The organism is Demequina maris (genome assembly GCF_000971155.1).
GTDB classification, from domain to species: domain Bacteria; phylum Actinomycetota; class Actinomycetes; order Actinomycetales; family Demequinaceae; genus Demequina; species Demequina maris.
The window spans coordinates 46088-59376 of sequence record NZ_BBLX01000009.1; the positions used below are offsets into that span (position 1 = coordinate 46088).

Genomic DNA, 13289 nt, shown 5'->3' on the forward strand with positions numbered 1-13289 from the left:
CCACGGCGTCTGCTGGTCGGCGGTCATGTGGCCACGATAGCCACGTCATGTTTCGGAGCGGTCACGATCGCGTCTCCGGCGCGTCATCGCCGCCCCTATCCGCGCGGCGTTCCCGCTGCTACGTTCCCCTCATGGCATACCCGCGGAACCTGCTCGCCCCCGACGAGGACGTCGTCGTCGACAGCCACCCCCACTGGAAAGCGCTCGTCGGCCCGGTGCTCGTGTCGGTGCTGGCCATCGCGCTCGTGTCGTTCGTGCTGTGGTGGCTCGGCACCGTCGAGCTGGACGGGATCCTCGAGACCGGCCTCGCGATCGCGGTGGGCGTGGTGGGGCTCGTGCTCATCGTGTGGCTCGCGATCGCGCCGTTCATCCGCTGGGCGACCACCCATTTCGTCATCACGGACCGCCGGGTGATCTACCGCACCGGCGTGCTCACGAAGAGCGGCATCGACATCCCGCTCGCGCGCGTCAACACCGTGCAGTTCCGCCACGGCCTCATCGACCGGATGTTCCGCACGGGCACGCTGATCATCGAGTCCGCGTCCGACGACCCGTTGTCCTTCGACGACATCCCCAACGTCGAGAAGGTGCACGCGGTGCTCTACCACGAGGTCTTCGAGGCGCTCGAGGGCGACGAGGACGAGCCGCCGCGCTCGGCTCCCCCCGCGCCTCCCGCGCCGCCGACGCCTCCCGCGCCGACGGCGTAGGCACCGCCGCGGCGCTCCCCCGCCGCCGCATCGTCCCCACCCTTGTCCCGCCGCATCTGCGGCGCTAGCGTCGCCCTCATGCCGCATCTGCGTATCTCGGAGGCCGCCGCGCTCGTGGGCGTGAGCGACGACACCATCCGCCGCTGGATCGACGCCGAGGGGATCGCCACGGTGCGCGACGGCGCGGGCCGGATCCTCGTCGACGGCGTCGACGTCGCCGGCTACGCCGCGCGTGCGCAGGCGCCGGAGGACCCCACCGACGTGCGGCGGTCCGCGCGCAACCGCTTCACGGGGATCGTGACCCGGGTGGTCGCCGACGGGGTGATGGCGCAGGTGGACCTCCAGTGCGGACCGCACCGCGTGGTGTCGCTCATGAGCGCCGAGGCGGCCCGCGAGCTCGCGCTCGAGCCGGGCTCCGTCGCGACCGCGGTGGTCAAGGCGACCACGGTCATCGTCGAGACGCCGGCCGGTTCCCGGTGAGGTCGCCGGCCCGGGTGGTGGCGGCCGGCGTCGTCGCGCTCGCGCTCGGCGGCTGCGCCGCCCTCTCGCCGGACTCGCAGGGTGCCCCCTCGACGGCGGTCACGCACGTCCTGGACGTGTACGCGGCCGCGTCGCTGTCCGAGGTCATGGAGACGCTCGCCGTCGGCTTCGAGGAGGTGCTCCCCTGGGTCGACGTGCGCGTCACGTACGGCGGCAGCAGCGACCTCGCCGCGCAGATCCTCGAGGGCGCCCCGGCGGCGGTCTTCGCGTCGGCGGACGAGGCGCAGATGGCCGCGGTCGCCGACGAGGTCGCGGGCGAGCCGGTCGTCTTCGCCACCAACACGCTCACGATCGCGGTGCCCGAGGGCAACCCCGCCGGCGTGACCGGGCTCGGGTCCCTCGCGGACGATGCGGTGGTCACCGTGGTCTGCGCGCCGCAGGTGCCGTGCGGCGCCGCGACGGCGACGCTCGCCGCGCACGCGGGCGTGGACATCGCCGCGGTCTCCGAGGAGCTCAGCGTCACCGACGTCCTGGGCAAGGTCGCCTCCGGCCAGGCCGATGCCGGCGTCGTCTACGTCACCGACGTCCCGCGCGCGGAGGGCGTCGAGGCGGTCGCGATCGACGGCGCGGACGCCGTGGTCAACCGCTACCCCATCGCCAGGCTCAAGAGGTCCGACTTCGCGGAGATCGCCGACGACTTCGTGGCCTACGTCGCCGGGGCCGAGGGCCGCGCGGTGCTGGCCGAGGCCGGGTTCGGGGCGCCGTGACGGGCCCGCGCTGGCTCGTGCCGCTCGCCGTGGCGGGCGCGCTGCTCGTCGCGCTGCCGCTCGTCGGGCTGCTCGCGCGGGCGAATTGGGGCGACCTATGGGCGCTCATCACCGCGCCCGCGTCGCTCGAGGCCCTCGCGCTGAGCCTGCGGACTTCGATCGCCGCGACCGCGCTCGTCCTCGTGCTCGGCGTGCCGCTCGGCTTCGCGCTGCACGGGCTCCACGGACGCGTCCGCGCCGTCGCGCGCGCGGTGCTGCTCGCGCCGCTCGTGCTGCCGCCGGTGGTCGGGGGCCTCGCGCTGCTGTACGCGTTCGGCCGCCGCGGGCTGCTGGGCGGGCCGCTCGAGGACGCGGGCGTGTCGATCGCGTACACGACCGTCGCCGTGGTGCTCGCGCAGGCCTTCGTCGCGATGCCGTTCATGGTCGTGTCGGTCGAGTCCGCGCTGGCGACGCACGGGTCGCGGCGCGAGGCGATCGCGGCGACCCTGGGCGCCTCGCGCACGCGCATCCTCGCGCGCGTCACGCTGCCGGCGCTCGGGCCCGCGCTCGCCACGGGCACCGTGCTCGCCTTCGCCCGCGCCCTCGGCGAGTTCGGCGCGACGCTGACGTTCGCCGGGTCGCTCGCCGGCGTCACGCGCACCACGCCGCTGGAGATCTACCTCGCGCGCGAGACCGACCCCGACGCCGCCGTGGCCCTGTCGATCGTGCTGCTGGTCGTCGCCGTGACAGTGGTCGCGGTCGCGTACCGCCCCGTCGCGGGGAGGGCGGTGCGATGAGGTTCGAGGCGCAGGTCACGGTCGAAGGGCGCGACGTCGACGCGACGCTCACGGTCGGCGCGGGTCGCACGCTCGCGCTGCTCGGCCCCAACGGGTCCGGGAAGTCCACGGCGCTCGAGGCGATCGCCGGCGTCGTGCGGCCCACCCGTGCGCGCATCGTGCTCGACGGGGTTGAGCTTGTCGGGGCCGGGCGGCCGGTGCCGCCCCGCGAGCGCGGCATCGTGCTGCTCGCGCAGGACGATGCGCTGTTCCCCATGAGCGTGCTCGACAACGTCGCGTTCGGGCCGCGCGCGGCCGGACGCCGGGACGCGCGCGAGGTCGCGGGCACGTGGCTCGAGCGGGTGGGCTGCGCCGATCTCGCGGCACGCCGGCCGGGCGAGCTGTCCGGCGGGCAGGCGCGCCGCGTCGCCATCGCGCGGGCCCTCGCCGCCGAGCCCCGGGTCCTCCTGCTGGACGAGCCGTTCGCCGGCCTGGACGTGGAGGCCGCCTCGTCGATCAGGACGATGCTGCGGGCCCTGCTCGCGGACGTCACCGCGATCGTCACGACACACGACGCGCTCGATGCGCACACGCTCGCCGACGACGTCGCCGTGATGGACGGCGGCCGCGTCGTGGAGGCGGGCGCGGCGGCGGAGGTGCTGACCCGGCCCCGCACCCCGTTCGCGGCGCGGATGGCCGCACGCGTGCTGGTCGCCGGGACGATGCGCGGGGGCGCGCTCGAGCTGCCGGGCGGCGCCCGCGTGCCCGTCAGCGGTGGCCCGGGCGGCGGCGCTGCGGGGGCCGTCGCGCTGCCGCCCTCGGCCGTCGCGCTCGCGGTCGGGGACGCGCCGCGCGACCGGGCGCTGGCGTGGATCCCCGACGCCGTCACGGCGCTCGAGCCGCGCGGGGACGAGGTGCGGGTGGTCGGCGCGACGGTCGCGGCGGACGTCGACGCGACCGTCGCGGCACAGCTCGACGCGGGTGCGGACGTGTGGTTCGGCGTGCCGCGCGGGCTTGCCGCGTACGCCCTCACCGACTGACGCACCGTGGCGCGAGCGCACCGCAACCCGGGGGAAACACGGGCGTTCGTACACTGACGGGCATGGCCCCGGACCTGTCGGGCGTGCGCGTGCACGTCCTCACCGCGTCGAACCGATCGGCGCGCGGCGAGCGCGCGGACGCGTCGGGCCCCGTGCTCGCGGACGCGATGGCGGCGCTGGGCGCGGAGGTCGCGACGCGCATCGTCCCCGATGGCGTCGACTCGGTGCGCGGCGCGATCCGTGCCGCGATCGCGGGCGGCGCCCGGGTGGTGCTCACCACGGGTGGCACCGGCCTGACCCCGCAGGACCTCACCCCCGAGGCGACAGCGCCGCTGCTCTCGCGGCCGCTGCCCGGGATCGCCGAGCGGCTCCGCGCGGTCGACGCCGAGGCCGTGCCCACCGCGGTGCTCTCGCGCGGCCTCGCCGGGGTGACCGAGGAGGGCGCGATCGTCGTGAACGTCGCCGGGTCGCCGGGCGCCGCGCGCTCCGCGGTCGCGGTGCTGGCGGCGGTGCTGCCGCACGCGCTGTCCCAGCTGGACGGAGGGGACCATTGATCGCGCTGACCGCCGTGACCTCGGAGGTGCTGTCGCTCGACGCGCACGTCGCCGCCGTCGCGGGCCCGCGCGCGGGCGCGATCGCGACCTTCATCGGCACCGTGCGGGACCACGACCCGTCCGTCGACGGCGAGGTCGTGGGCCTCGACTACTCGGCGCATCCGTCCGCCACGGAGGTGCTGGGCGCGCTGGCGGCGCGCCACGACGCCGCCGACCTCGTCATCGCCGTCACCCACCGCATCGGCTCCCTGTCGGTCGGCGAGGCGGCGATCGTCGCCGCGGTGTCCGCGCCGCATCGTCGCGAAGCGCTCGACACGGTATCCGCCCTGGTGGAGACCGTGAAGGCCGAGCTGCCCGTGTGGAAGCGCGAGCTGCTCGCGGATGGCTCGCACACGTGGGTGGGGCTGTCGTGACGGCGGCCCTGATCGACCGGTTCGGGCGCGTCCACCGCGACCTGCGCATCTCGCTGACCGACCGCTGCTCGCTGCGGTGCACCTACTGCATGCCGGCCGACGGGGTGCCATGGCTCGCCTCGTCGACGCTGCTCACCACCGAGGAGCTGGTGAGGCTCGCGCGCGTGGCGGTGTCGCTCGGGGTGCGCGAGATCCGGCTCACGGGCGGCGAGCCGCTGCTGCGACCGGACGTCGTGGACGTGGTCGCGGCGCTGGCCGAGCTCCGGGGGCCCGACGGGCCGCTGGACCTGTCGCTCACGACCAACGCGCTCCGCCTGCCCGCGCTCGCCGCGCCGCTCCGTGACGCGGGGCTCGCCCGGGTCAACATCTCGCTGGACACGCTTCTGCGGTCGCGCTTCATCGAGCTGACGCGGCGCGATCGGCTCGCGGACACGCTCGCCGGGATCGAGGCGGCGCGCGCCGTGGGCTTCTCCCCCGTCAAGCTCAACGCCCTGGTGATGCGGGGGGTCAACGACGACGAGATCGGCGACCTGGTGGCGTTCGCCGTGGAGCGCGGGCTCGAGATGCGCTTCATCGAGCACATGCCGCTCGACGGCGGCCACACGTGGCGGCGCGAGGAGATGGTCACCGGCGAGGAGATCCTCGCGGCGGTGTCGGCGCGGTACGAGCTCGAGGCGCTCGGGCACGACGGCTCGGCGCCCGCGTCCCAGTTCCGGATCGTCGGAACCCCCTCGACGGTCGGGGTCATCGCCTCGGTGACGCGCGCGTTCTGCGACCGCTGCGACCGGGTGCGGCTCACGGCCGACGGCCAGTTCCGCAACTGCCTGTTCGCGCACGACGAGTCCGACCTGCGCACCCTCATGCGCGAGGGCGCGGACGATGCGCGGCTCGCCGAGGCCATGCAGGCGTGCGTGTCGCTCAAGAAGCCGGGGCACGGGATCGACGACCCGTCCTTCGTGCAGCCGTCCCGGCCGATGAGCGCGATCGGGGGCTGACGTCCCGTCCCCTACGCCGTTGCGACGGGCTGGCGGAGGATCGTGCGGAGCTTCTCGGGCGCGACCTTGCGGAAGTCGCTGAGGTAGATCTCGTGGTGCCGGCCGGTCATGCGCAGGCCGTTCGCCGGGATGAACTCGTCGTGGATCCGCGCGAGGACCGGCCCCTCGTCGTCGAAGGACCCGACGTGGAGCGTCTGGACGCATCGTCCCTCCGCGAGGGTCTCGAGGCGGACGTCGTCCAGGCGGGCCGGGGCGTCCTTCGCGCCGGCGGCGGCGATCGCGGACTCGACCAGCGCATCGCCCACCCAGTCCGGCGTCATGATCATGAGGGTCCAGTCCCAGGCCGACTTGTCCCGGCGCGTGGTGAAGTACGCGGGGTCGTCGGCCGTCCAGAGGCCCTCGAGCGGCATGACGACGTAGTCGCGGCCCAGCTCCTTCTTCGAGGCGAACTTGGCCTTGTACGCGACCGGGTAGAGGGCCTCGATGGCCTGGGCGAATGCGGGGCTCGCGTTGGGATCGCCGTGGCCGTCGACCATGAGGTAGCGGGTGGGCGGGACGTCGAGCAGCCGGACCTCGCCGCGCTTGGCTGCGTAGGCGTCGAGGGTCCTCTTGAGGTCGACCTTGTCGGGCATCGCGGTACCTCCCTGGGGCGAGTCTGGCACGCCGCGCCGCTCCCCGCGTTGCTGTGCGGGCTGATGTCCCCGGGCCTGCGTGCGCTGGAAGTTGTCCACATACCAGGGACGATGTGTCTGTGGCGTTGTCTGACCCTGGTGGTGGACTGGTTCCATGGAGTTCTCGGTGCTGGACGTCGCGAAGGGCTTGGTGCCGCTCAAGCCCTTCGAGCAGCGTGATCTGCGCACGCTGTCCGAGGACGAGCTCGCGACCGCGCTGGAGGTCGCCGGCAAGCTGGCACGGCTGGCGGACGTGCCGGGCGTGATGCTCGCCGCCGAGGTGCAGCGTCGCTCCAAGGACAAGCCCGGGGGTGGGATGGCACGCCGGCGCGGGCATCGCAACGCGGCGGGTTTGGTGGCGAAGCAGCGGGGTGGGTCGGCCGGTCAGGCGCACGATGCGATCGCCACCGGCGGGCTGTTCGGGTCCGACGACGGCGACGAGGGCGAGGGTGCGGGTGCGGGTGGTGAGGGTGGCGCCGGTGGTGGCGGTCAGGCGCCCCGGTTCGCGCATGTCGCGGCCGCGGTGAGGGCCGGCGACCTGTCCGCGGCGCAGGCCGCGTTGCTGATCGAGACCCTGGAAGCCCTGGACGGTGCCGGCGAGGAGGTCGAGCAGGCGCTGGTGGTCAAGGCGTTGAAGCTGTCGTTGGCGGACCTGCGCAAGGCGTGCCTGGCGCTGCGGGCACGGTGGGACCAGGACCGGTGGTCCGAGCGCGAGAAGCGCCAGCGCGGCGAACGCTACCTGGCGCTGACGGAGAACGCCGACGGGATGGTCCGCATCACGGGCCTGCTGGATCCGGCGTCGGCGGCACCGATCAAGACGTGGTTCGACGCCCAGGTCAAGGCCGCCTTCCGAAAGCGCCGCGAGGAAGGGCTGGGAGCGGCCCCGGCGGGTGAGGCCGGCCGGATCCGCGTCGACGCGCTCGTGGACCTCACCCGCCACGGAATGCGCTGCGAGGCGCCCGGCTCCGGTGTCAGCACGGAGGTTGTGATCCGTATCGACCACGACGCGCTGCGCACCGGGGTGGGGCTGGGCTCCTGCGATGCGGTGTCGACGCCGTTGTCGGCCGGTCAGACGCGACGCCTGGCGGTCGACATGAAGGTGCTGCCGATCGTCCTCGGTGGCGGCTCCCAGGTCCTCGACGTGGGCTTTGCTCGACGATTCTTCACCCCCGCTCAACGTCACGCGTTGGCCGAACGTGACGGCGGCTGCGCGTTCTGTCACGCCCCCGTCGCGTGGTGCGACGCCCACCACATCGCCTGGTGGAAGGAAGACTCCGGCCCCACCGACCTGTCCAACGGGGTGCTCCTTTGCACGAGATGCCACCACAGGATCCACGACGACGGCTGGCAGGTACGCGCCACCGCGACCAAGGTGTGGTTCATCCCGCCCACCACGGTCGACCCCCAGCAGCGACCCCGCCAAGGCGGCAAAGCCGCCCTCGAGGTCAACCTCGCAGGCACCACCCGCTCCAGCACCACCGCCCCACCCAGATGACCCCGCCCCGACGGCGCCCACCCACCCGGGAGGCGCCGCACCGGCACGCCCGGAAGGCGGCGTGTCGGCACGAGAGGCTGTCGCGTCGCCTAGCCCCCCGCGAACGGCGGCAGGACGTCGACCAGGTCGCCGCCCGCCAGCGCCTCGTGGTCCTCGAGGCGGGTGCCGTCGCGCAGGATGGCGCACTGACGGATCACCCGCGGCGCATCGTCCCCGCGCATCGCCAGCGCCTCGCGCAGACCCGCCACGGAGCCCACAGCGAGGGTGAGCTCCTGAGCGCCCGCGGCCTCCGCGGCGCCGGCGAACAGCCTGACCGTGATCACTCGGCCGCCCAGCGCGCGGCGAGCGCGGACGCGGTGGCGCACTCGGCGGCGATGTCCCCGCCCGCGGCCGCGCGACGCCCCGCCGCGTAGCCGACGAGGAATGTCGTGAGCGGCGCCGCCGGCCGCACCACCGAGTGCGCCGCATCGCGGGCGACGTCGAGCAGCGCCTGCACGTCCAGCTCGCCCAGGTCGAGCTCGAGCTCGGCCGCGAGCGCTTCGACCCACTGATCCATGGTGCCCTCGGTCATCCCAACCGCCCCTTCCAGTAGTCCTCGTCGTCGCTCGTGTCGAGGTCCCGCGCGAGGTCGTCCACCGACGGGACCTCCGCCATGGGGATCCCGACGACCAGCCTACGCAGGGAGGATCCCGCCAGATCGGCGGAGCACCGCGCCGCCAGGGCCGGGGTCGGGTAGGCCGCCAGCAGCTGCTGGGCGAAGCCCTCGGCGTCGACCAGCCACGCGCCCCGCTCCGGACCGGCGACGGCGAGCAACGCCGGGACGGCGTCGCCCGCGCGCGGCGTGTCCACGCCGAGCACCACGGTGACCGGCGCGGGCCGGCGATCGCGCGCGAGCTCGGCGACGCCGGCGGCGACCGCCGCCGCGGGCCCGGAGCCCTCCGGCTGCTCCACGGTCCACCGCGCACCCTCCGCGCGAGGCCCTCCGACCACGACGACACCCGCGGCCCCCGCGACCGCGTCGAGCGCCCGATCCAGCAGCGTCCGTCCGCCGACCACCAGCGCGGGCTTCGACACCCCGCCGAGCCGCGAGCCGCGTCCTCCCGCGACGATGATCGCGTCCCAGGGCTCAGCCATGGGATCCCGTCGGGCGCGCTGCACCCGCGGCGCCCATCGCGTCACCCACGGCGCCACGACCCCGACTTGCCGCCCTCCTTCGCCAGGAGGCGGATGTCGCGGATGGTGGTGCCCTTGTCGAGCGCCTTCACCATGTCGACGATGTTGAGGGCCGAGACCGACACCGCGGTGAACGCCTCCATCTCGACCCCGGTGCGGTCGGCGGTCGACACGGTGGCGGTGATGCGCACGCCCTCGTCCTCCACGGCGACGTCGACGACCGCGCCGTGGACGCCGATCACGTGGGCGAGCGGCAGCAGCTCGGGCGTGCGCTTCGCGGCGGCGATGCCCGCGATCCGGGCGAGCGCGAGCGCGTCCCCCTTGGGCACCGTGCCGTCCCGCAGGGCGGCCACGACGTGCGGCGAGCACGCGACGAAGCCCTCCGCGGTAGCGCTGCGGACCGTGGGCTGCTTCGCGGTGACGTCGACCATGCGGACCTGGCCGCGCGCGTCGAGATGGGTGAAGGCGGGCCCGGTCGTGCCGGCCTCGCTGTTCTCGCTCATACGGTGAACCTCCTGACGGCGACGATATCGCCAGCCTCGACGGCGTCGGCCTCGGCCCGGACCCGGGCGAGCCCGTCGGCCGCGGCGAGGCGCGCCGCCAGGTGCGAGCCGGAGCCGCCGGACGTGGCCGGCCGGACGCCCGGGAGCGCCCCGGCGACCGCCCCGGAAGCCTCGACACCGCCGGCGACCGCGTCGGCGTCCCCGTCGACGAGGACCACCGGCATCACCTGCTCACGCCCGGGCGGGCACCGCCACGGCTCGAGCGCGCGCATCGGCTCCCACGCGGGCTCGGGCACCCCCAGCATCGCGCGCACCGCGGGGCCGACGAACAGCTCGACGCACACCGCGACGGCGACGGGGTTCCCGGGCAGGCAGATCACGGGCGCGCCGCCCACGACCCCGAGCCCCTGGGGCTTGCCCGGCTGGATCGCGACCCGGAGGAACTCGACTCCGACGCCGGCCAGCCCCTCCTTCACCGGATCGTGGTCCCCGACGCTGGCGCCGCCGGTCGTGACCACGAGGTCCGCGTCCGCGTACTCGACCGCGGCGCGCACCGCCTCGCCGGTGTCGCCCACGGTCCCGAGGTCGACCGCCACAGCCCCGAGGCTCCGCAGCGCGGCCTCGAGGTACGTGGCATTGGACTCCCAGATCTGTCCGGGGCCGAGCGTCGCGCCGGGCGCGGCGAGCTCGTCCCCGGTGACGAGGAAGGCGACGCGGGGCGCGGGCAGCACCACCAGCTCGCCGTTCCCGGCGGCCGCCGCGGCGGCGAGGTGGCGCGGCCGCAGGCGCACGCCCGCCTCGACCACGAGGTCCCCGTGCCGCGCGTCCTCGGCGCGGCGCCTGATGTGACGCCCGGGAGGGACGGGGGCATCGACGAGCACGGTGCCGGCGGTCGCCGTGACCTGTTCCTGGGGCACCACCGCATCGGCCTCCGCGGGCACCGGGGCGCCGGTCATGATCCGCACCGCCTCGCCCGCGCCCAGCACCCCGTCCCACGGATGGCCCGCCGACGACTCCCCCGCGACCACGAGGCGGACGGGCGCGGCCTCGGTCGCCTGGACGACGTCACGCGCGCGGATCGCGTAGCCGTCCATCGCCGAGTTGTCGAAGGGCGGGAGGTCGCCGGCCGCCCTGACGTCCACCGCGAGGACCGCGCCGAGCGCGTCCCGCAGCGGCACCCGTCGCGGCGGCGGCGGCTCCACGAGCGCCAGCACCTGCGCGAGGTGCTCCGCGGCGCTACGCACCCGCGCCTCCCGCGATCGGCAGGCTGCGCCACGCGCCGTCGCGGGCGTCGACCACCTGGAGGGTCCCGACCAGGCCGCGCCCGGCTCCCGTGAGCCGCACGATCGCCTGCGATGCCATCGCCGCGCCCACCTGGCCGCACAGCGGCCCGAGCACGCCGCCCGCGTCGCACACGCCGAAGTCGGGCGCCGGCTCCACCGGGAAGACGTCGCGGAGGGTGCGCCCCTCGTCGAACACGGTCACCTGGCCGAACCACCCCTGGACCGCTCCCCACACCAGGGGGATCCCGAGGTCGGCGCAGGCATCGGCGACCGCGAGGCGCGACGGCCACGTGTCGGTGCAGTCGAGCACGAGGTCGTCCCCGGCGAGCACGTCGGCCGCGTCCGCGCCCAGACGGGCGTCAATCGTGGTCACGGAGACCTGGGGGGCCAGGGCGGCGAGGGACGATGCGGCGGCCTCGACCTTCGCGAGTCCCACGTCGGCGGGCCCGAAGAGCACCTGCCGGTGCAGGTTGGTCACCGAGACCCGGTCGGAGTCGATCAGCGTGAGCGCCCCGACACCCGCTGCGGCGAGGTAGAGCGCGGCCGGGCAGCCGAGCCCGCCCACGCCGACGATCGCGACCCGCGCCGCGCCCAGCGCCTCCTGCCCCTCTCCCCCGAAGCCGGGGAGCGCCCGTTGCCGGACGTACGCGTCAGCTGCCACCCGCGTCACGGTACCTGTCCAGCACGATCTCCACGAGACGCGGATGCGGCGCGAGCGGCGCGGTCACGTAGTCCGCCCCGGACTCCGTGAGGCGCTGCTGGAAGAAGCCCGGTGCCAGCAGGAACGACGCGACCGCCACCTCCCCGTCCTCGCCGTTGGCGCGGGCGTCGGCGACCGCGTCGCCCACGGTCGGGTGGATCCCCGCCGCGTAGCCGATGCGCACGGGACCGCTCCAGCGGGCACGGAGCATCTCGGCCGCCGCCTCGGTGTCCGCGGTGCTGCGCGGGTCCGAGGATCCGGCCGCCGCCAGGATGAGCGTGGTGGTCTCCGGGACGTGCGCCTCGCGGATGCGGTCCATGACGATGTCGATGAGCCGCGGATCCGGGCCGAGCGCGGAGGCCGCCGCGACGTCCGGACGGTCCTTCACCGCCTCCGCGATGTCGTGGTAGACGTGATAGCCGCCCGCCAGCAGCAGCGGCACGACGACGGCCGACGTGCCGTCGCCGGGCTCGACCTCCGCCACCACCTCCTTGCAGTACGGGCCGTGGACGTCCACGTAGGCGTCGCGGACCTCGTGCGCGGGCAGCGCGGCGCGCACGTCCTCGACCACCTTGAGGATGGTCGCCTGACCGGCCTCGTCCCTGGTCCCGTGCGCGCAGGCGATCAGCGTGCTCATGCGGCGCTCACCGCCAGCGCGTAGCCCCTCTTCACAACCGTTCTCACCAGCATGGGTGCCCCCGAGTTCTCCCTCAGCCTGTTGATCGCCGCCTCCACCGCATGCGCTCCCGCCTGCGCCCCCGGCAGGATCCCGGCCAGCTGCTCGCGCGTGAGGACGTTGCCCTTCGCGTGCGCCAGCGCACGCAGGATCTCGAGCCCGGTGGGCGTGAGCGGCAGGACCCGCCCGTCGAGCACGGCCGAGGTCGCACGCATCACGAGCGGCCCGTCCGGCGTGGGGATGCCCACCGCGGTCTCGGTGAAGTCCTGGACGAGCAGCCGCACGAGCGCGCCGAGCCGCCAGCGGTCCGGATGCCGCACCGTCAGCCCGGCCTCGCGCAGCGGTCCCGCCGTCACGGGACCGACGGCGGCGATGACGAGGTCGCCCGACTCCGCGCGCGCGGCCACCGCGTCGAGCATCCCGCGCTCACGCGCGGTCGCGAGCCACGACTCCGCGCCCGGGGCCGAGGTGAAGATCACCGCGTCGACGCCGCCGCAGGCCGCCTGGTCGATCCACTCGTCGTGGATGTCGGGCTGCAGCGGCCGCCCCCAGCCGTAGACCAGCAGGCTCTGCACCTCCGCGCCCGCCGCCGTGAACGCCTCGTCGAGCCCGTCGGAGCCGTTGCCGTGATGCTGGACGGCGACGCGCATCCCGTCGACGCCCTCCGCGAGGAGGTAGTCGCGCAGCTCGGCGGCGGTCTCGGACTCGGCGACCCAGTCGGCCTCGAGGCCGGCCTGCTGGATCGCTCCACGCGCCTTGGGGCCGCGGGCGATGAAGCGGGCGTCCTTGATCGCGTCGAGCAGGTCCTCGGCGAGGCCCGCGGCGTCCGCGGCCTCGATCCAGCCGCGGAAGCCGATGCCCGTGGTCGCGACCACGATGTCCGGCGGCGCGGCGATGAGCGCCCGCGTGTCCGCGACGAGGCGCGCGTCGTCGAGGTGCGGGATCGTGCTCAGCGCCGGCGCGTGCCGGACGAGCGCGCCGCGGCGCTCCAGCGCCGACGCGAGCTCGCGCTTCCGACGGTCCGCGGTGATGACCATCACACAGCCCGACAGCGGCTCCCCCACCATCGACACGCGG

The 13289-nt window shown here is 75.1% G+C and carries 18 protein-coding genes; 9 read left to right on the plus strand and 9 right to left on the minus strand.

Annotation, left to right across the window (positions count from 1 at the left end; translation table 11 throughout):
- Positions 1-131 precede the first annotated feature (131 nt).
- From AOM02_RS10965 to moaA, 8 genes are all read left to right on the plus strand, one after another.
- Positions 132-707: a PH domain-containing protein gene (locus AOM02_RS10965; RefSeq protein WP_062299197.1), complete on the plus strand. Its 576-nt coding sequence runs from the start codon at positions 132-134 to the stop codon at positions 705-707.
- Between the two features lie 78 nt (positions 708-785).
- Complete coding sequence (locus AOM02_RS10970; RefSeq protein ID WP_062299198.1) at positions 786-1187, plus strand: TOBE domain-containing protein; 402 nt, start codon at positions 786-788, stop codon at positions 1185-1187.
- A complete protein-coding gene (gene modA, locus AOM02_RS14595) occupies positions 1184-1954 on the plus strand; it encodes a molybdate ABC transporter substrate-binding protein (protein WP_062299199.1) in 771 nt (256 codons plus the stop codon). The genes AOM02_RS10970 and modA overlap by 4 nt, the downstream gene beginning before the upstream one ends.
- Positions 1951-2730 (plus strand): ABC transporter permease, encoded by a 780-nt coding sequence (locus tag AOM02_RS10980; protein ID WP_062299200.1) that lies wholly within the window; start codon positions 1951-1953, stop codon positions 2728-2730. The genes modA and AOM02_RS10980 overlap by 4 nt, the downstream gene beginning before the upstream one ends.
- Entirely contained in the window at positions 2727-3749 is a 1023-nt protein-coding gene (locus AOM02_RS10985) for a sulfate/molybdate ABC transporter ATP-binding protein (RefSeq protein ID WP_062299201.1), read from the plus strand. The genes AOM02_RS10980 and AOM02_RS10985 overlap by 4 nt, the downstream gene beginning before the upstream one ends.
- A gap of 62 nt (positions 3750-3811) precedes the next feature.
- Positions 3812-4303, plus strand: coding sequence for a MogA/MoaB family molybdenum cofactor biosynthesis protein (locus AOM02_RS10990; protein WP_062299202.1), 492 nt, complete (start codon positions 3812-3814; stop codon positions 4301-4303).
- Complete coding sequence (locus AOM02_RS10995; RefSeq protein WP_062299203.1) at positions 4300-4716, plus strand: molybdenum cofactor biosynthesis protein MoaE; 417 nt, start codon at positions 4300-4302, stop codon at positions 4714-4716. The genes AOM02_RS10990 and AOM02_RS10995 overlap by 4 nt, the downstream gene beginning before the upstream one ends.
- Positions 4713-5711: a GTP 3',8-cyclase MoaA gene (moaA, locus tag AOM02_RS11000; RefSeq protein ID WP_062299204.1), complete on the plus strand. Its 999-nt coding sequence runs from the start codon at positions 4713-4715 to the stop codon at positions 5709-5711. Before AOM02_RS10995 ends, moaA begins: the two co-directional genes overlap by 4 nt.
- A gap of 11 nt (positions 5712-5722) precedes the next feature.
- On the opposite strand, the gene AOM02_RS11005 is transcribed toward moaA, so the two are convergent.
- On the minus strand, positions 5723-6343 hold the full coding sequence (locus AOM02_RS11005; protein WP_062299205.1) for a GyrI-like domain-containing protein: 621 nt from the start codon (positions 6341-6343) through the stop codon (positions 5723-5725).
- Between the two features lie 154 nt (positions 6344-6497).
- On the opposite strand from AOM02_RS11005, the gene AOM02_RS11010 reads away from it, so the two are divergent.
- Positions 6498-7877, plus strand: coding sequence for an HNH endonuclease signature motif containing protein (locus AOM02_RS11010; RefSeq protein ID WP_062299206.1), 1380 nt, complete (start codon positions 6498-6500; stop codon positions 7875-7877).
- Positions 7878-7966: 89 nt separating this feature from the next.
- Here AOM02_RS11010 and AOM02_RS11015 read toward each other — a convergent pair whose 3' ends face one another.
- Genes AOM02_RS11015 through AOM02_RS11050 form a run of 8 tightly spaced genes read right to left on the minus strand, consistent with a single transcriptional unit; the run spans position 7967 to position 13279 of the window.
- Positions 7967-8200, minus strand: a complete 234-nt coding sequence (locus AOM02_RS11015) for a MoaD/ThiS family protein (RefSeq protein ID WP_062299248.1) — start codon at positions 8198-8200, stop codon at positions 7967-7969.
- Positions 8197-8448, minus strand: coding sequence for a DUF6457 domain-containing protein (locus tag AOM02_RS14560; RefSeq protein ID WP_062299207.1), 252 nt, complete (start codon positions 8446-8448; stop codon positions 8197-8199). Before AOM02_RS14560 ends, AOM02_RS11015 begins: the two co-directional genes overlap by 4 nt.
- A complete protein-coding gene (gene mobA / locus AOM02_RS11025; RefSeq protein WP_062299208.1) occupies positions 8445-9011 on the minus strand; it encodes a molybdenum cofactor guanylyltransferase in 567 nt (188 codons plus the stop codon). Before mobA ends, AOM02_RS14560 begins: the two co-directional genes overlap by 4 nt.
- Before the next feature lie 41 nt (positions 9012-9052).
- Entirely contained in the window at positions 9053-9553 is a 501-nt protein-coding gene (gene moaC / locus AOM02_RS11030) for a cyclic pyranopterin monophosphate synthase MoaC (RefSeq protein WP_062299209.1), read from the minus strand.
- A complete protein-coding gene (locus tag AOM02_RS11035; protein ID WP_062299210.1) occupies positions 9550-10797 on the minus strand; it encodes a molybdopterin molybdotransferase MoeA in 1248 nt (415 codons plus the stop codon). The genes moaC and AOM02_RS11035 overlap by 4 nt, the downstream gene beginning before the upstream one ends.
- Complete coding sequence (locus tag AOM02_RS11040; protein ID WP_062299211.1) at positions 10790-11497, minus strand: HesA/MoeB/ThiF family protein; 708 nt, start codon at positions 11495-11497, stop codon at positions 10790-10792. Before AOM02_RS11040 ends, AOM02_RS11035 begins: the two co-directional genes overlap by 8 nt.
- Positions 11487-12173 (minus strand): sirohydrochlorin chelatase, encoded by a 687-nt coding sequence (locus AOM02_RS11045; RefSeq protein ID WP_062299212.1) that lies wholly within the window; start codon positions 12171-12173, stop codon positions 11487-11489. Before AOM02_RS11045 ends, AOM02_RS11040 begins: the two co-directional genes overlap by 11 nt.
- The gene (locus tag AOM02_RS11050; RefSeq protein WP_062299249.1) at positions 12170-13279 is read right to left on the minus strand and encodes a uroporphyrinogen-III synthase; all 1110 of its coding nucleotides are present in this window, start codon (positions 13277-13279) and stop codon (positions 12170-12172) included. Before AOM02_RS11050 ends, AOM02_RS11045 begins: the two co-directional genes overlap by 4 nt.
- Between the last annotated feature and the right edge of the window lie 10 nt (positions 13280-13289).